15 protein-coding genes are annotated in these 16733 nt (G+C 62.9%); 4 read left to right on the top strand and 11 right to left on the bottom strand.

The genetic code is table 11. The annotated features are described in order from the left end of the window. Window positions 1-72 precede the first annotated feature (72 nt). A complete protein-coding gene (locus tag AC5P9I_RS10045) occupies window positions 73-528 on the top strand; it encodes a GIY-YIG nuclease family protein (RefSeq protein WP_481527078.1) in 456 nt (151 codons plus the stop codon). On the opposite strand, the gene mobF is transcribed toward AC5P9I_RS10045, so the two are convergent. Next, window positions 518-3346: a MobF family relaxase gene (gene mobF / locus AC5P9I_RS10040; RefSeq protein WP_481527079.1), complete on the bottom strand. Its 2829-nt coding sequence runs from the start codon at window positions 3344-3346 to the stop codon at window positions 518-520. The genes AC5P9I_RS10045 and mobF overlap by 11 nt on opposite strands. Before the next feature lie 63 nt (window positions 3347-3409). Here mobF and AC5P9I_RS10035 point away from each other — a divergent pair, with 63 nt between their 5' ends. Next, window positions 3410-3892, top strand: a complete 483-nt coding sequence (locus AC5P9I_RS10035; protein WP_481527080.1) for a GIY-YIG nuclease family protein — start codon at window positions 3410-3412, stop codon at window positions 3890-3892. Here the strand turns inward: AC5P9I_RS10035 and AC5P9I_RS10030 are convergent. The 9 genes from AC5P9I_RS10030 to AC5P9I_RS09990 form a co-directional block, all read right to left on the bottom strand. Continuing rightward, window positions 3889-5766, bottom strand: coding sequence for a helicase HerA-like domain-containing protein (locus AC5P9I_RS10030; protein ID WP_495217210.1), 1878 nt, complete (start codon window positions 5764-5766; stop codon window positions 3889-3891). The two genes, AC5P9I_RS10035 and AC5P9I_RS10030, sit on opposite strands and share 4 nt — an antisense overlap. Beyond that, a complete protein-coding gene (locus AC5P9I_RS10025) occupies window positions 5744-6508 on the bottom strand; it encodes an ankyrin repeat domain-containing protein (protein WP_481527081.1) in 765 nt (254 codons plus the stop codon). The genes AC5P9I_RS10030 and AC5P9I_RS10025 overlap by 23 nt, the downstream gene beginning before the upstream one ends. Before the next feature lie 240 nt (window positions 6509-6748). Further along, on the bottom strand, window positions 6749-6946 hold the full coding sequence (locus AC5P9I_RS10020) for a hypothetical protein (protein WP_481527082.1): 198 nt from the start codon (window positions 6944-6946) through the stop codon (window positions 6749-6751). A gap of 148 nt (window positions 6947-7094) precedes the next feature. Beyond that, window positions 7095-7613 (bottom strand): hypothetical protein, encoded by a 519-nt coding sequence (locus tag AC5P9I_RS10015; protein WP_495217209.1) that lies wholly within the window; start codon window positions 7611-7613, stop codon window positions 7095-7097. Window positions 7614-7700: 87 nt separating this feature from the next. Next, complete coding sequence (locus AC5P9I_RS10010) at window positions 7701-10652, bottom strand: TraM recognition domain-containing protein (protein WP_481527084.1); 2952 nt, start codon at window positions 10650-10652, stop codon at window positions 7701-7703. A gap of 15 nt (window positions 10653-10667) precedes the next feature. Next, window positions 10668-11003, bottom strand: coding sequence for a hypothetical protein (locus tag AC5P9I_RS10005; RefSeq protein ID WP_481527085.1), 336 nt, complete (start codon window positions 11001-11003; stop codon window positions 10668-10670). A 66-nt stretch (window positions 11004-11069) separates the two neighbouring features. Then, entirely contained in the window at window positions 11070-12263 is a 1194-nt protein-coding gene (locus AC5P9I_RS10000; protein WP_481527086.1) for a hypothetical protein, read from the bottom strand. Between the two features lie 61 nt (window positions 12264-12324). Next, window positions 12325-12969, bottom strand: coding sequence for a hypothetical protein (locus AC5P9I_RS09995; protein WP_481527087.1), 645 nt, complete (start codon window positions 12967-12969; stop codon window positions 12325-12327). Between the two features lie 31 nt (window positions 12970-13000). Further along, entirely contained in the window at window positions 13001-13399 is a 399-nt protein-coding gene (locus tag AC5P9I_RS09990) for a hypothetical protein (protein WP_481527088.1), read from the bottom strand. Window positions 13400-14168: 769 nt separating this feature from the next. Here AC5P9I_RS09990 and AC5P9I_RS09985 point away from each other — a divergent pair. Then, entirely contained in the window at window positions 14169-15224 is a 1056-nt protein-coding gene (locus AC5P9I_RS09985) for a hypothetical protein (protein WP_481527089.1), read from the top strand. A gap of 58 nt (window positions 15225-15282) precedes the next feature. After that, window positions 15283-16152: an HNH endonuclease gene (locus AC5P9I_RS09980; RefSeq protein WP_481527090.1), complete on the top strand. Its 870-nt coding sequence runs from the start codon at window positions 15283-15285 to the stop codon at window positions 16150-16152. Here the strand turns inward: AC5P9I_RS09980 and AC5P9I_RS09975 are convergent. After that, window positions 16146-16712 carry a hypothetical protein gene (locus AC5P9I_RS09975; RefSeq protein ID WP_495217208.1) on the bottom strand — a complete coding sequence of 189 codons (567 nt, stop codon included), beginning with the start codon at window positions 16710-16712 and terminating at the stop codon, window positions 16146-16148. The genes AC5P9I_RS09980 and AC5P9I_RS09975 overlap by 7 nt on opposite strands. Window positions 16713-16733: the final 21 nt, after the last annotated feature.

The raw sequence follows: 16733 nt of genomic DNA, 5'->3' as shown, positions 1-16733 counted from the left end.
GAACGCGCAAGGGGTTGCCAGTCCTCGAATCTGATCTATTCGTGAGTGGGTCGCTTCACTCACGGATAGAGCATGACCCACCGCCACAAACTCGGCCGGAGCGAGAAGTATCACGCCCTGCCCCGCACCCTTTACGCCCTGTTGTTCGACGACGGGGGCTGCTACATCGGCCAGAGCTCGAATCCGAATCAGCGGGAGAAACAGCACCGCTCGCGCCAAGGCGGCTGGCACCGCCCCTTCCAGTTTCATGTGCTGAACGTGGTGACGGCCACCCGAGCGGAAGCCGAAGCACACGAACAGGCCTGGCGAGTGAGGGCGTCGAAGGAAGGCTGGCGCGTCTACGCCAAGCCCCCGGGGATCGTCATTAACCCCCACCGTCGAGCGACGCCACACGTGCGATGGCTGGCCCTCCAGTGCCGATGGACCTTGGGCACGCCAAGCAGGCGTCCCTCGGAACGCATCCGGTGGTGGCCGTGGATTCTCGTGGGAGCCAGCCTCTTGCTGCTGGCCCGCCGCGTCATAGGGTAAGCACGGGCCCTTTCTGCTTTTCCACCGGCACCTGGGGTTTCGGCTTCAACCCCGCCAGCAGTTCTTCCACGTCCCGGACCAGGTTGCGCACGGGAGCGGCCTGGGTCTCGGATAGACCTACGCTCAGCGCCATCTCCTTATGGCGTTCGGTGCCCAGGCGTTCGGTCATACGCTCCATGACGTCGTCCGTCGTATACATTCGGTAGCTGCCCTTGGTCAGGCGCGTGAACGCCACCAAGGCCGATTGTTGGTCAAGCATGCCCATGTTGGTGGCCAGGTGGTAGATCTCTGCCTTGCCTTGCCCTTGGGACTTGTGGACGGTCATGGCATACCGGTGGGCCAGCGCGTTGTGCTCGCTCGTATTGAACCGCACGAGGCGCCCGTTCTCCTTCGGGTTCGAGGCCTCGATGCGCACCACCAGGTCGTAGCCGCCCGCCTTGTCCTTACGGATGCTTTCCACGGTGCCTTCCGTGCCGTTGATGACGCCCAGGTCGTTGTTGGTCGCCGTGAACATCACTCGGTCTCGCCGGGACAGCGTCAAGTCTTCCCATTGTCCCTTCACGATCGACCGGAAGGTGACTTCCTCCTTGTCCAGCACCCCCTGCTCCTGCAGCCCTTTCCGGATGGACATGTTGAGCGTGGTGACCTCGCCCCGTGTGTGGGCCAGAACCAACTTCTCGTCCATCGGGGTGGGGTCTTTCAGGTAGTCGTCTACCAGCGCCTTGATGGCCTGCTTATCCGTGCCGAAGTCATCGATGCATCCGCGATCCTGGAGGTTCTGCAAGATGTCCGCACCCATATCGAGTGAGCCTTGCCGGCTGCGGTGCCCGCGGCGGATGTCCTTGACCCTCCCGTGGTGGTCGCGCTCGTAGAAACTGTTCGCGGTGATCAGGTCACCGCCGTTCTTCTGCCGGCGGATCTCGGTCAGCTTCGTGTCGCCCAAGGCCATCTTCGCCAGTTCGAAGCCGTTGCCCGCGGCGATGGGCTGGAGCTGGTCACTGTCCCCCTGCATGATGAGCTTGGCTCCCACCGACTGGCAGTAGGTCATGAGCTTCAGGGTGTCACCCGTGGCCACCATGCCGGCTTCGTCGAGCACGACCACGTCCTTCTTCGTCAGGGCCACCTTGCCCTGCCGCACCTGGGAGAAGAACTTCGCCACCGACATGCAAGGCATCCCGGACTCCTCTTCTAGCTTCTTGGCGGCTTTACCACCCACCGCCAGTCCCATCAGCTGCTTTCCCTCGGCTTCGAAGCACTGCTTGTAGACCTCGGCCACCGTGGTCTTGCCCGTCCCTGCCAATCCCGACATGACGCCGACACCTGCGGTTCCGTAGGTCAGGTGGCCGATGGCGGCCTTCTGCTCCTCGGTGAGCGTGAACCCCTTGCGCTTCTCATACGCGGCGATCTCCCGGTCCACTGTGGAGCGGAAAAGCTTCAGGTCCGTCTCGTTCTCCCGCTCCTTCGAGCGCCGGATGATCTCGGCCTCCCATTCGACCATCCAGGTGGCGGCGAATCGGTCCTCGCGGTGCTTGCGCGCCAACCGTTGTCCCCGGTCGTCTTCGTGGAGGTGTTCGGCTTTCACGCGCACCAGGTCGTCCTGCTGGGTGAACTCTTCCACCATTCTGAGCACCTCCCCGGCGCTCTTCTGACCAGCGAACTCCATCCCCAGTTCGCGGACCAGGTCGTGTTCGCAGAACATCGCCTCGTTCTCGTGCATGCGCTTCAAGACCTCGTCAAACGTATGAGGGTCGAGGTGACGACCTTGGGTCTGCTTGAGCGATTGGGTGGAGGGCACCAGCCCCGGGTTCTCTTGGTCGATGTTGGCGAAGGTCTGCTTCCAGTCCCTGACCACCTGCTCGAACGGCGGTTCTTCCTTCTTCTTGCGGGTGGCCTTGCAGGCTTCGTCGTGACTAGCCGACGGGTGTTCTTTGACGTAGTCCAGGATTTCCTGGCGGCGGGTCTTCGTCTGGAGCACGAGCTCCCGCTCGATGCCGGCAATGGTGGTGAGAATCTGGCCCGTCTCGCACCCCATCACATCCACCTCGCGTTCCCGCTGAATCCCATAGCCCAACGCTTTCATCGCGGCGTAGAGTTCGGCCTTGTAGAGGTGATCCGCGGCGTGCCTGTGACGGTAGATTTCGATGGCGTCGAAGGTGCCCCATTTGCCGTCCTCGCCCTTCGAGATCCCGTAGACCAGGTGATGGGTGTGAAGGTCGGGCTCCACGTTCCGGTTACTGACGTGATCGGCCGCGGTCCACACCAGGCCCTGTGTTCCGATGACTTCTTTTCCTCCCTTCTCCCGTCGGGTTTCCACCTTGCTCTCGATGTAGCCCATGGCCACGGCGCAGGCCTGGCGGTGGGCCTCCAGGATGGCCAGCTTCTCGCGCTCGTCCGCCAGCGCAAACGCCACGCTCACATCCCCGGGGGCGGAAATGGTCAGATCGAACCCCACCCGATGGCCGCCCTCCCACTTCTCCATCGGCTTGCCGTCGTTGTCCAATCGCACGTTGCCCCAGCGATCCGTCTTGATGACCAGCCGGGGTTCCTCACCCGCGTTTTTGCACAACGGCCTTCCGGTGGGCGAGAAGCCCTTGCCCAGCAGTTCCATCACCTCGCGGGTGACCGCCTGCCCTTCCAGGCCGAGTCCGGCGGCGAGGCTGCCGCCCCAATTGATCGTCTGTCGGGGATCGGGCCCGCTGCCAGCGTAGTAAGCCACCGCGCTGTCGATGGCCAGGCGCTCGGTGGCCAGCATGTAGTCGAACATGTTGCCGTTGCCCTTGTTGCGGCCGCGGGCATCGATACGTGTGCAGTTAATCATGGGGCCTCCGAAACCGTGGGATGATCCAAGGTCCCAGAAATCCACAGACACGCAAGGGGCGCCATGGCCGTCTATTTCGTCGTCGATCCATCTCATGAACTGACCAAGGTGGGGAAGTCCAAGGACATCCCGAGACGGATGGTGGCTCTACAAACCGGCAACCCCACGGCGCTTGAACTCATGGGCTGGCTGGATGTCCATGACGACTACGCCCTGGAACGGGCGCTACATCTGAAATTCGCTAACAAGCGCAAGAGAGGGGAATGGTTTCAGCTTTCGGTCGACGACGTCCTGGCCGAGCTTCAACGCCACCGCGGCTTCATCCCCAAGAACGCTGACGCCTTCGAGATCGTGGGGTATGACAAGGATGGCATTCCAGAATACTTGGGCGTGTGCAAGTGGGCAGATTTCGAGATCGAGGAATGCTGCCCCTTCTGCGGCTGCTTCTGCGGAATGTATTTCAACGAGCCAGCCCAGATGTATCACTGCCTCAACTGCGACACGCTCACTGACTTCTCGGACCAGGATGGGCAAGAAGACGATTAGCGTTTGAACAGCGCGTCGATTTCTTCGGGGGTCATGGCCAGCACGCGCTGAATGTCTTCGACGCCCCCCTGGGTGACGGGGAAGGCAAACGACCCGCCTGGCAACGTTTCCGACTGCGTCGCCTCCCCTTCAACAGGCCCAGCGGGCTTGGTGGTCCATGCGGCAGGCACCTGTCCTTTCCTCACTTCGGGGTAGCTCCTGCCGGGCCATCCGAGCAACAGCACGTCCCCTCCCATCTGGACGATCGCCTCGACGCCCCACTTCTCCGGCCCATAGCGCTTTCCTATGCGGAAGCCGAGCCGGTCGGTGAGTTCCCCACTGGAAATCAGCGCCCTGCTCTCTTCATGAACCTGCGCCTTGTCCTCGTGCGAACGCCAGGCGATCTTGTGCTTGCCGAGCTGACTGGCCAGCTTGTCGCGGGTCACCCCCATCTGCACCTGGCACACCACATGGGTGCCCACCAGGGATGAAAACGCCTGCGCCGTCTTGTCGCCGTAGACCAATTCGATCTGGGCATGGTCCTGGACCGCCATGACGGCCACAACGCCCTTGCTGCGTCCCAACGCCAACAAGGGATCGATGTTCAACCGTCCAGCGCTGGTGAGCTCATCGAACACGAAGTAGAGCCCCCGCCCGCTTTCGTTGTCCGGCAGCGCAGGCCCGATGAGATCCGGAACCGCCACGTTGATCATGGCCGCGATGTAGGCCTTGGTCAGCGTGGGATCGGGTCCCGATTGAACGATGACCTGTTTGCGGCCGGTGTAGTCGTCTCGAATCCACTCGGTCATCGAGAAGCGGCGCTGGCCCACCTTGGGCCAGGCGGTGGCCAGATCGTCGATGAGGCGGGTGAAGCCCCCCAGCGTGGACAGCACGCTGGCCGTGGTCTGGCTCTCGGCGTTGACGACCAAGGCCGCGCCGCGGGGGTAGTGGTGGCGCATGCCCTCGCACATCACCGCCGCAGGCCGCCGCAGCAACTGGGCCAGCTCTGGGAAGCCCCAGGTGCCCGGCTGCGTGTTCTGCAGTTCACGCACGCACCCGATGAGGAGATCCTGGGCGGCCATGGTCCAGAACTTCGAGCTGCCCTCTCCTTCAGGAATCAGGGAAGCCGCGAAGGCAGCCGCCTGGGTGGGCGTGCGCACGTCAGAGGCCACGTCCCACACGTAGGACCGTGCGTCGAACGGCGACACGATGATGGGACGCTTGAAGATCGAGGTGAAATCCCCCTTGATGTCGTAGAGGAACAGCTTGGCCGCCTTCATCCTGACCAGCTGCTCCAGCATGTGCTTGAGGATGACGCTCTTGCCCGAGCCCACCGACCCCGTGAGGAGCACGTGACGTGCCCACTGCTTCTTCGACAACATCAGGTCGGGATGCAACGACAAGGCGAACGGATCTGCCTCTGCTTCTTTCGGCGTCAGTGAGCGTCGCCTTGCCTCGGCAATGGCCTCCACTCCTTCCAGCAGCTGCGGGCCCGCCAGGTGCCAGGTGTTGCTCACCGGCTTGGCTTCCTTCAGGAACACTCGGACGGCCAGATACCCCGCGAGCAGGAGTGACGCACCAATTCGCGTCCAGGTGGCCAGGGGGTGGTGGTAGGACACCAGTTCGATGAACTCCCGCGCTGGACCACGAACGGAGATTCCGGCGGTCAGGAAGTGGTAGCCAGTGACCAAGCCACCCTTCAAGGCATCGGTGAAGCGGATGAGCTGGCCATCCGGGTTGGGGATGAGCCAGGCAACGCCCATGGCGCCCACGTAGACCACCCCGAACACGAACCCACCGCCCAGCAAAGCGCGGTGCCAGTAGCGAACCGGTTGCGAAGGGGCGACGTTGCCGGGCACCTCGCCCAGGGCGTCATAAGGCTTGGGCTTGCTCATGCCGGTGTTGGTGCTGGTGCATGCGCGTGGGGGTGCGTCCACGCCAGCCGGGCTGCTCAGGATTAGCGCCCTGGGCCATCAGCTGCAGGCAGACGCGGGCGTGCTTGTGGAGCGATGCGAGGTGGAGCGGTGCCCAGCCCTGCTCGTTCAATGTCGAGACGTCCGCACCGGCTTTCACCAAGGGGGTGACCAGGTGGGCGTGGCCGAACCGCGCCGCATGGTGAAGTGGCGTGTTCCCGTTGGGATCAGGCATGCGCACGCTGGCGCCCATGCTGATACAGGCCAACAGCGCCGCTTCGTGGCCCGCTCGGGAGGCGCCCGTCAGCCAGGCTTGCCAGAGGCCATGCTCCTGGAGTCGTTGCGCGTCGGCGCGAGCTACGCCGGCTTCTTCAGCCGCCATGGACAGGTCATGGAACAGCCCCGTGTGCTGGGCAGGGGTGAGGCGCGAAACGTGATCAGCAATGGCGCTGAACGCCATGGGCTCGTTCTTGTCGCCCAACCGCCGCTCGAAGGCCCGGACCATGTCTAGGGTCGAGGCGTTCTCGGGAGCATCGAAGGTCAAGCGGTGAAGCCCCCACCGGAGATCCACCTGGGGAGCTCGGTCGGCGTCGCCGTGGCAAACCTGCCAGACCAGGTCGCCGCGTCGTCCCTCGACGGGCGCCAAGCTCAAGGCGTGGGCGCGGGCCAGGACGACGGAAGCGTGCTGCGGCTCGTTGCCGAACTCACGCAGCAAGGCGTCCACCAGGACTTCCGTTCGGTGGAGACCCAGGGGGAGTAATTGGTGCTGGAGAGATTCACGGGGGTTCATCCCCATGGTTGTAAAGACGAATCCGCGTCCGTCAACCCGGGATGGGGCCGAAGACGATCCAGCCCAACATGTAGACGACGATCGTCGGAAGAAGAGCGGCCATAAACGAGTCGCCCTCGAACCGGCGGAGGCTCCGCCGGAGGTAGATGCGACAACGCCGGTAGGAACTGCTCATCAGTTGAAGGAGCTCCGGGCCACGAATGCCACTGCTACGAAAGCAAATACGCTCATGATGAGCACCTTGAACAGCACGGGCACGGCGGGCGGGTAGAAGGCGAAGGCCGCGGCGAAGGCTGCGATGAGCACGAAAGCAGTCACCACCAGCGGAATCAGGTGGGCGAAGGCAAAATCTTTGAGGGCTTCAATCAACATGTCGGTCTCCATGGGGATGTTCTTGAGTAGGTCGGCCTACTCTTCTTACACCTTCAGGAAACCACACCAGAACTGGGTGTCAAGTCGCAAAAAAGCCCGATTCTGTGAAGAACCGGGCAATTTTTGTCTTTAGTCGGAAGGGGCGGAGTTACTGATTGAAGACGTTCCGCTGGCGCTGCTTCTCGTGCTTGTCCCAGTCGAAGTTCTTCTCATATTCCTTCATGAAGGCAGCCTCCTTCGGGGCCGTGCGGGCATACTCGGCGTAGCCCAAGCGCCCCGGCCCGTTCTCCATCCGATGCTCACGGGTCAGCATGGGAGGGCGCTGCTCTTCCCCCTGACGCTGCTGGCGCCACTGCTGGACGGTCTGAAAGGCCACCTGTTCGTGCTGGTTGTCGGGTTGGCTTTCGGCCCTGGCCTTGTCGGTCTCCTGAATCTTCTTCTGCAAGGCCTCGATCTGCTCCGGGCTGGCCTTCTCGGCCCAATCCAGCAACCGCTGCCGGCGCTCCTCAATGGCCTGCTGGTCCTTGCCCACGGACTGATCGTAGGCCGCCCTGGCTTCTTCTTTCTGGACGGGGGGGCGATCGCCCAACAGCTTCTCGTTGCGCTGTGCCCGCAGGGTGCGCAGGTCGGTCAGGGTTTCCATGGGTTGGGTAAGGGTGTCGCTCATGTGGGGTTCTCCGGTGGGGATGGGATACATCGAGAGTTGATCAAATCGGCGGATTGGCAAGGGGGCGAACCCCCTTGCCGCTCTCCGTCAGTCCAGATCCGGAACCAGCTCGGCCAGGTCGATGCGCTTGTGACCGGCGCGGTTCAAGGCAACGATGGCGTGGCCGCGGGGCTCCAGCAGGGCCTGATACTCCTCAGGCCCGAAGAGAGGCTGGACTTCCCGCTTCCCACCAGTGGGCATGTCGATGTCACGGGCCAGCTCGTCCTGACCAATGACGTCCTCCGCGCCGATCCTCCAGCGGCGACCCGTGGCCGGATCCACACGCAAGGCGGTCAGGCGGCCCGCACCTTCCAGGCGCATCTTGTCGAAGACGGCCGCATGGGGGTGGTTCGGATCGTTGAGGACCGAGTGACGGTAGTTTTCCAGGCCACCCTTGTAGTCGATGCCGCGCGTCTTTTGCTTGAAGGTCGTCAGCATGGCTTGGCCGAACCGCTTGATCAGATACTCCACGGTGTTGAAAGAGCACCTCAGCGCGCCAACCGATTGCATGAGGTTCGCTAGAAGCTCAGCTTTCGTGCGACTGCCAAATGCATCCTCCAGACTCTCGAACCCTTGGGTTGCCAACACGGGCATCAGGCCCAACGAGCGTGAAATGGAGAACATGTCCGTGTCGTCGGCCGTAAGCAACAGGTGGGCCTCATCCATCATCAGCATGACCTCCACCTGGCCTGGCAATGCTTGCCGCCACTTGTCACCGTGCGCACCGCGGGCCTTGATGCCATTCATCACCCGCTGCTTGAGCAGACGCATCATCATCTCGCCCGCGTCGCCGTATTGGGTAGGCGGCAGGAACAGGCCCACCATCTCGCCATAAAGTGCCTTGGACACGTCCACCTCACCCTTCTCGATCGAGTGCCAGGGGATGTCGTTGGCGTCGCGCAGCTTCTCACCCCGCAACAGCTTCTCCAGCAGACCACGGGAGTTCAGCGTGAACGACTGCCGTTGTTCGGCGTTCATGGCCGGAACTTCCAGCAGCGCCCACTCCAGGGAGCTCTGAAGCTGCGACATGGGACGTTTCAGATCCGGGTGGATCGTTTGCGGCTCGTTCTGCTGGCGCTTCCGGTAAGCGTTCAGATACGCGGCATGCGTCGCACGCCCTTCTTCATCCAGGCTGTTGTCCGGCTCTTCCAGTCCCAGATACTTGATCACTTCCATGATCTTCGGGTTGGGCTTGGGGATCGTCCCGGTGGGAATCACTCGCTCGACGTTGGACAGAAGCTTGGCGTGGTGCAAGGGGGTGTAGGCCCAGCCACGATCAGAATCCACCACGCAGGAGTAGAGACCCATTTCCTGGACCACCTCCGCCAACCGTTCTTCCACTTCGGTGGTGTTCTGGCCAAGTTTGCGGAGCTTGCGCTCTTCGAGTTTCAGGAGCAGCTGGGATTCTTCCAACCCATCGAGCTTGGCCATGCACCAAGCACGGTAGGTTTTCTCGTGCTCGACCAAGGCCTTCAAGATGATTCCGGTGTGGTAGATGAACGCATCGCCACCGTCGGACCACAACTTGGACTTTTCATCCACGACGCCACCGGACGCACCACGCAACGCCTTCACGATCTGATCCGGCTCCAATCCCTCATAAGGACCGACGGCCAGACCCGGCTTCACCACGATGTCGAACAAATCCTCCAGGTCGGAGATGATGGCCCCGTCCTTTCCATCAGCGATCAGTGCACCACCCGCCATTCCCTTCTTGCCAGCCTTCCGTGCAATGGCCTCTACCGCCCGCCGATAGCGGCGCGCAATCGGGCGCAGGATGCTGTATGACTTGCCCGTTCCGGGCATGCCAAAGACGATCAGGCCTTGAGTCAGGTCACGCAAGGACAGCCTCATGATCGTCCGCTTGTCAGGAGAATAGCCGTAACCCTTGTCGGTGAGATGGCCGGTGGCGCGGCCGATCGTGATCAGCGGCGTCGTGTCATTCAGCGCGTTCTGAGCCTGCTGCTCACGCGCCTTCACGTGCGAGTTGACCAAGGCCCCTTGGGTGCCCAAGTTGTTGTCGTTGTTCTGCAGGCAGAGGCGAGCACCGGTCTGGACGAAGTTGCCCTCGGTGAACTGCATGGCATACATGCAGGCCAGCACGAAAGGCACAGCATCACCCAGGCCCCAGGGCAGAACCTTGGCAACCAGGAGCGCGCCCAGAATGATGCCCACCCACTTCATCGCCTGGATGAACCGGGCGGCGGTGCCGCCGATGACGCCGCGGTGGGGATGGGAAGCGGCGGCCACCAGGCAGACCACGAAGATCACACCCACCAGGCCAAAGCCGATGACCGCGGCCTTGGTGAAGAAAGCCATGTAAGCCTGGAGCCCAGCCGAACCCGCTGCCGCACCTCCGACTCCTAGAGCGCTGAACTTTGACATGCCCGCCATGCCCATCGGGATCCACTGGAGGAGCACCAGCGCTTTGAGTGCTTCCTTCATGCTCTCGCCCTGCTTCAGGGCGATGAAGTAGGGAATGCTCGTCAGCAGGAAGGCCCAGCCCGCCCAGCCGATCCACGAGACCAGGAACAGCGTCAGCGCCCCGATCGCGGGGAACGCTAGATACATCAGCGGCGTGGCAATGCTGTCATTGCCCTGCCCCATGTCGTTGCCCTGGAGGAAGCCTTCAGCCCGGCGGCCGTCCTTGGTGATAGTGATGCGGGATTGGCTGTCGCGCAGGTCGTCTGGGACCTTGGGCCACCACTCCTGAAAGTCGTCCTCGCTCTTCCCTTCGGGGACCAAGAACGCGCTCTTCTCCTCGTTCCACACGGCGCCGCACTCGGCAGCCAGTTGGGTGTCCTCTGAAGGAACGTCCAGGACTCGGCTGCGCACACGGTCGCTCAGATCGAAGCGCCCCACCAGGTTTTCGAACTGTGCGTTCGATTGAACGATGATGGTTTCGCGGATGGTTGCGGCCTCGCCTTCCTTGCGGCGGAACTTGCGTCCCAGGCCACTCGTCCAGTCGATGGCGCTCAGAATGTTGATGTTCAATGCCATGGTCTTGTTCCTCCCTTAGTTGCCAAGCCAGTGCGACAGGACGGCGAGCACGGCGCACAACGGCGCGATCACCAGGAAGCCCGCCTGGGCTACCCAGCGCTCAGCCACCTGCTCCACCTGGCTCGCGTAGAGCCGATCCTTGGTCCAGGCCTCGTAGGCCGCGTCGTTTTCAACCGGCGGCACGCGATCGGCGCGCAAGTAGTAGAACGAACGCCTCACGGCTTCCGTCAGGTGCCCCATGCCCAGCGACTCCGGGCTACCAATGAGCAGTCGCCCATGAAGGTTCATCCACTTCGAACCGAAGTGGATCTTTCCGGGTTCCCGGTATTGCGTGAACAGCCACTGGAACATGTTTCCCCCTTGAATGATGAGTAGGTCACTTCTTTCTAGATCGAATCCGTGAGTTGGCAAGGGGGATCACTTGATGCCGGATTTCTCCGCCCAAGCGTCGAGGTCATCGCTCGCCTTCTGCTGCCAATCGTTCTTCTGCTCGGCAGCTGGTGCGGGGGCATTCTTTGGCAACGGGGCAGACGCACGTTTCGGCGAAGGCTTGGGCTGAGTCTCTTTCGGCGCGGACACCGTCGCCGTGGGAGCGGCGACAGGCTCGGGTTTCGCGATCGTGGACACTGGCCTGGCCTGCTCTGGAATCACTGCTGGCGCGGGCGCGACCACGGGAGCTTCCACCACCTCGGGCACCAGTTCGGGAACCACCGGAGCGGCAACCGGTGCCACGGGAGCGGACGCGCTCGGCAGCGGCTGGTCGTTCTTCTCTTGCAGGGCGTAGAGCACCCCAGCGACCAATACCACCGCCACCACGCCACCCACGACCCAGGGCCAACGAGAGTGGAGCCTAGATTGCAGGGACACCTGCGGCCCCTCTGGAGCCGTGGCGTCCGGTGAGTGACTAGGCTCCTCAACAGCACCGAGAGACAGCTCGCTCTGCCCAATCGAAACGTCATCGGTCACCTGAGGCTCTTCGACACCATCTGCTGGCTGGTCCGATACAGCGCCCACCTCCGGTGCCAATCCAGGCACTTCCACAACCTGCAATTGTTCAGTCTGGGCTTCGACGAGAACCGCTTCGCCCACCTCAACCGCACCTGCTTCGCCGGGAATTGCGGCGGGCTCCTGGACGGACAACGCTTCGACCACGTCCTCGGATGCCATTTCGTCGGTGGGTGCATTGCCCTCACACACCTCCCCATCAACAAGCACAAGGTCATGAGCCATTCCGTCCGTCACGAGAGAACCCGCTCGTTCGCTCTTCAAGAACTTTGTCGCCACCTCAACTTCAGCCGCTTGGACCGTCGTGGTGCTCGACCCACCTTCTTCCGTAGCTTCAACTCGCTCTTCCGCGGCCTTGGCTAGTCTGGCGTCAACGGTCGCCTTGACGTCCCTTGCCTTCTCCGCTGCGGCAGCCGCCCCCTTCTGGGTCAGCTCGGCGGCGCGCTTGCCGATGACCCCGGCCCAGTGACCGGCGGCTTTAAGGGCTTCCTTGGTGTTGTCGGACACCAGCTTATCCTCCACCGATGGCGCGGTGGTCTGGGCCGCGTTGGCGCGCTTCAACAGCTCATCGCGCTTCCGCTTGCGGATCAGTTCTTCGGGGGTCATGGGTTCTCCTGGAAATGGGGGAAGGAAGCCCGGGTATCGCAAGACACCCGGGCAATCGGTATCAGCGAACGTCGGGAACCGGGGTGACGACGATCACGTGCTCGCCCCTGCCGCAGCGGTCGTCCACCGTCACCTTCGACAGCGCACCGCGCTTGGCCAGCTCCACAATGGGCACCTGGCAGGCGGCCTTGTCGGCGCCCTGGAACACGACCGTGAGCCCGTTGGTCGACTTGGTCAGCAAGCCGGCGAACTTGTCCAGGAACGCCTGGGTGTCGCTGTCCAGACGCTTCATGTCGGCGGGGTTGTAGTTCAAACGCAGCGAATCCAGCACCGTCTCTTGCTTGCCTTCGACCGTCTCGGTCTTCGTGACGACTTCGGCCTTCATGCCAGCGGCACGCGCGGCCTCAGCTGCCTCCTGGGCGTGCTCACGCTGCTGCTTCACGTAGGACGCAGTGGCACCCACGGCCGCACCCGCGGCGCATGCGGCAACGGCTCGGTCCTTCTTGCCGGTCAGGTAAGCCAGGGCGCCGCCGGCGACGCAGCCGATGCCACCGGCCTTGAAGACGCGCCTCTTGTCGGTCGTGGGCTTCTCCTCACTGGAAGCGACCGCCTCCGACGGGTTGGACTGAGCCATGACCTGCAGCGGCATTGCCATCGGCAGGCAGGCGATCAGGCAAAGGGTGATGGGGAGGGTGGAACGTTTCATGGGATGGATCTCCTATACGTGGGGGAGGAAGTCAGGCGCGGGGGGCGAGCATGGGATTGGGTGCGGGCGCCTTGGCCGCACCGGTGCTCCTGGCGGGGTGTTGGGAGAGCGATGTCAGGACACGACGCAGCACGTCTTCGTAGTTCTGAATGGCTTGGGCCTGCTCGGCCCTCATCTCGTCGCGAAGCTGTTGGTGGTCTTGCTGGAGAGAGCGGCGCAGGGTTGCGTTCTCCTCGCGGAGCTGATCGAGCAGAAGCTCCAGGTGGGCGTTCGAGTTCTCCAGCGCCGCCGTCAAAGTGACGCCCGCGTTGTGGCGCTCCACTGCATCGCGAACGTATGCGTTGAACGGAACACCGCTCTCACCTGCAAGACGACGCGCCAACTTCAGTTGCTCTGGGTCGAGGTTTACGTTTTGACGAACGAACGCCATGGGTCGAGTAACTCCGTTTCGGGATTACTCCACCGATACCTGGAATCCGCGAGTTGGCAAGGCCCCACCGCAGGAGCCTGAAAAACATGGGCGAAACGCCCTAACAAGCTCCGACCCTGTCTCCATTGACTGGTGACAAGGTCAGGCCTTGATTGCATTGAGAATTAGCCAGGCGTGATGCCGATTTCTGGGCGCGAAGCGCACACCCACTTCAGTGCGTCATGTGTATGACGAGTCCAGGACACCCTCCAGGCTTCTGCTTCGGTGCCTGGGCCGACACTGCTTCAACCGACGCGAAGCTGTTGCCGTTGCTTTTCGCCACCCCTTGCGATTCCCCAGTGCAGAGGTATTGGTGGTGCATCCCCCACCGGTTCATCTCTCCCCACGTTCACGCCATGCCTTACCAGACCCCACGCTCCCCTGCCCCTCTCGCGTTCCGTGGCCCCTCGCACGGAAAGCCAGTTGCGTTCGTTCGGCCACCCGTTTCTTCTCGCCGGCCAACCCTCGTCCGTGACCACCGCAACCCATCGGCGCTGCGCTCGAAAACCGGTGAGGCAATCGTTTTAGTCAAACCAATTTGGGGACGCTGGATGCACCGCACCGGTCGTTTTAGTCACACGAGAGCAGTCACCCTTGCAACCCGAAACATAGCTGGGAATTCCGCGCGCCTTATCGTTTTAGTCAATCCATTGAAGGAGCTGATGAGGTGCTCGCGCCCCATCTATGACACCCCACTCCGGATCGCTTTCCGTTCGTTGGAGGCAACCCCATGACCACCTCCGACTTCCAGGCATTCGCCCAACGGGTGCTGGAGAAACACCGCGCCCGTGCTGCCGATAACCCCCGGTGGGCCATTGACCTACTGCGGCGACAAGACAACCCGACGTGTGTGTTCTGCTGCTCGCCCATCGACCTGAGCCGGCGGCAGTCGTGGGGTCTGTCACCCCTCGTTCCGTTCAACCAGGGCGGCCCCGTCGAACCGTCAAATTTGCGGATGGCCTGCAAGGCGTGTGCGGTTGAACGCGCCGCGCGCGATCTCTTAGCCTGGGAAGAGTTGGCAGGCCGGGTGCCCGCCGACCACCTGAACGCCCTGAAGGAAGCCCGAGTGGCCGTGCTGCACCGCTCGGACAATCACCTGACGTCTGCGGGCCCCTACGCAAAAGACCGAACCGTGCTGGCCCTCCTACGGGAACGCTGGAAGCATCCCCGCTTTGTCGTATACGTCGAACGCCATGAGAACCGATGGTTCGTTGGATGGCCGTCGGGCCAGCGGACCCTCACGGCCCGAAACGATGCCGCTGGGCTGCTGCGCCAGGTGCACCAAGCCCGGTGGATGGAGCATGTGGAGGTGGTGGGCTTCGACGTGCCGGGAGAAGTTTTTCAAGCCGCTGTATGGCAGCTCATCGGGCACCACGCCCTGGTCATCGACCTGAGCCCGGACAACGCCGCCGACGGCGAGCGGATCGGTTTGAACAGTTGGAAGGCCCAGTATCCGACCTTGCGCCAGGTGCGCCAGCGGCGCAGTGGCGCCCATGAGACTCCGTGGCCGTCTGCACTCGATGGGCAGATCAGGTCATACAGCGAGAAGGCCGGCTCGGTGCGCATGCGGGAGAAGCGGCGAGCGTCGAGGGAGGCGGAAACGAAAGCGAGGTGGCTGGAAGCCCGCCGTCGGCTGGAACTTCGGGATGCCGCAGTGGACGCCGGTCAGGTTCGGCCATGGCTGCCGGGGGAGCGGACGGCCCTGCAGGCTGACGTGGATGATCTGGCGCAGGCCTGGTTGAAAGCCCGCAAGCGTGTGTGCCCTGCACCAACTCCCACGGCCTGAAGAGAAACCCGGCTTGGCTTCCACTACCATGGATCCGTTTTCAATCCCAGACACTGGCATGGACAGCGAGAAAGAACGGATCGCGAAGTGGCGCGCCGAACGGCGGCAGCGCCGGGAGGAGCAGCGAAAAGCGTCTCAGCAGCCCTACCGCAGCCTCTTCACCATCGACAATGACGAGCTGACGGATCCCCCGGAGCTCCAGGAATACCTCGTGCGGCAGAACCTTGCGAAGGGCAATCGCGCCCGCAGGATGAGCTCTGGGGAAGTCCGACTGGCGTTGAACACCTGGGGTCTGAACGAACTGAACCAGCTCTGGGGCATGCGCCGTGAAAAGCTGACTTACCTCGAAGACGCCGCCCTGTTGTTGGCCGAGATACGCCACCGGGCCGGGATCGATCCCCAGTTGCGGCCAGCGGCCGAGTTCCTGTCCCACGAGGCCATCCAAGCCCTCCGGGGAGTGCTGGAAGAGAACGGACGGTTGACGGTGGAGGAGCCATTGCCCCCGACCGAGGAAGCCGTGGCGGCCGAGGGCAAGCGCGTGCAGCAAGTTCTACGGGTGATTCGGGAAGGACAAGCGGAGTTCCGAAAGCGCCTTGTCGCCCACTATGGGGCGGTGTGCATGGTGACGGGGACAGCCCAGGCCAGCGTCATCGACGCCGCCCATATCGTTCCTTACAACGGGGCTTCCACCAACGCATTGAGCAACGGCTTGCTACTGAGAAAGGACATCCACGCCCTCTTCGATGCCGGGTTGCTGACCATCGGGCCTGACCTGATCGTTTACGTGAGCGCGGGGGTGGACGATCCGTTCTACCGTTCCCTCGATGGGAAGGAATTGACGCTGACGGCCCCGCCCAGGATGTCCAGGCAAGCACTGAAGCAGCGTGCCGCCGGAACTGAATTGTCAGAACTGGGTGAGGGTCAGTAGATCTTCCCGTTCTTGGCCTTGCCCCGGTTCCGCACGGCCACCCTGGCGGCTTTCCGTTCCTCGGCGTGCTCGTCTGCCGGCGAGCTCACGATCAGCAGGGTCTTCTCCTTGATGAGCGTGGCCGCAGCGTAGTCCGCCAGCGCCACCATCGCGGTGGTCAGGGCCACTTCCCGGCCGGCGTCCTCGGAGTCCTCGTAGCCGAACAGCTTGGCAATGTTCTCCCGGAGTTTCGGTGGGATCGTCACCATGGCCCGGTGGTGGCGCAGGCCATCCTCGCGCCGGCGGTAATCGTGGAGGGTGACCGATCGGGGCATGACCATGTGAACCCGCTTGCCACCCACCGTGCCCGCCCGCTGGCTGTCGTCGTAGTCGAAGTAGGACTTCCGCTCGGGGTAATCGCCCGGCCCCAGCAGGATGTGCTCGGGAATGTGTCCGATCGCCGGCTCTTCTTTCGTGCTCGTGCGCGATGCTTTGGCGTGAGTGACGTCCTTGACGTCATCCAGCGTGCGCTTGGCAGTCTTTTTCGTCGCCTTCTTGGCGGGAGCTTTGCGAGTGGCCATGGGTAGGTCTGGGAGAGACAC

The sequence above is a fragment of the Stenotrophomonas sp. YJH_SMC_29 genome (assembly GCF_059371235.1).
Note: the sequence above shows the minus strand (reverse complement) of the source record. Positions and strands in the feature narration are given on the sequence as shown.

Bases quoted from the DNA above. Each gene is read 5' to 3' on its own strand.
- AC5P9I_RS10045 (WP_481527078.1), top strand. From the start codon at position 73: ATGACCCACCGCCACAAACTCGGCCGGAGCGAGAAGTATCACGCCCTG.
- mobF (WP_481527079.1), bottom strand. From the start codon at position 3,346: ATGATTAACTGCACACGTATCGATGCCCGCGGCCGCAACAAGGGCAAC.
- AC5P9I_RS10035 (WP_481527080.1), top strand. From the start codon at position 3,410: ATGGCCGTCTATTTCGTCGTCGATCCATCTCATGAACTGACCAAGGTG.
- AC5P9I_RS10030 (WP_495217210.1), bottom strand. From the start codon at position 5,766: ATGAGCAAGCCCAAGCCTTATGACGCCCTGGGCGAGGTGCCCGGCAAC.
- AC5P9I_RS10020 (WP_481527082.1), bottom strand. From the start codon at position 6,946: ATGTTGATTGAAGCCCTCAAAGATTTTGCCTTCGCCCACCTGATTCCG.
- AC5P9I_RS10015 (WP_495217209.1), bottom strand. From the start codon at position 7,613: ATGAGCGACACCCTTACCCAACCCATGGAAACCCTGACCGACCTGCGC.
- AC5P9I_RS10010 (WP_481527084.1), bottom strand. From the start codon at position 10,652: ATGGCATTGAACATCAACATTCTGAGCGCCATCGACTGGACGAGTGGC.
- AC5P9I_RS10005 (WP_481527085.1), bottom strand. From the start codon at position 11,003: ATGTTCCAGTGGCTGTTCACGCAATACCGGGAACCCGGAAAGATCCAC.
- AC5P9I_RS10000 (WP_481527086.1), bottom strand. From the start codon at position 12,263: ATGACCCCCGAAGAACTGATCCGCAAGCGGAAGCGCGATGAGCTGTTG.
- AC5P9I_RS09995 (WP_481527087.1), bottom strand. From the start codon at position 12,969: ATGAAACGTTCCACCCTCCCCATCACCCTTTGCCTGATCGCCTGCCTG.
- AC5P9I_RS09990 (WP_481527088.1), bottom strand. From the start codon at position 13,399: ATGGCGTTCGTTCGTCAAAACGTAAACCTCGACCCAGAGCAACTGAAG.
- AC5P9I_RS09985 (WP_481527089.1), top strand. From the start codon at position 14,169: ATGACCACCTCCGACTTCCAGGCATTCGCCCAACGGGTGCTGGAGAAA.
- AC5P9I_RS09980 (WP_481527090.1), top strand. From the start codon at position 15,283: ATGGACAGCGAGAAAGAACGGATCGCGAAGTGGCGCGCCGAACGGCGG.
- AC5P9I_RS09975 (WP_495217208.1), bottom strand. From the start codon at position 16,712: ATGGCCACTCGCAAAGCTCCCGCCAAGAAGGCGACGAAAAAGACTGCC.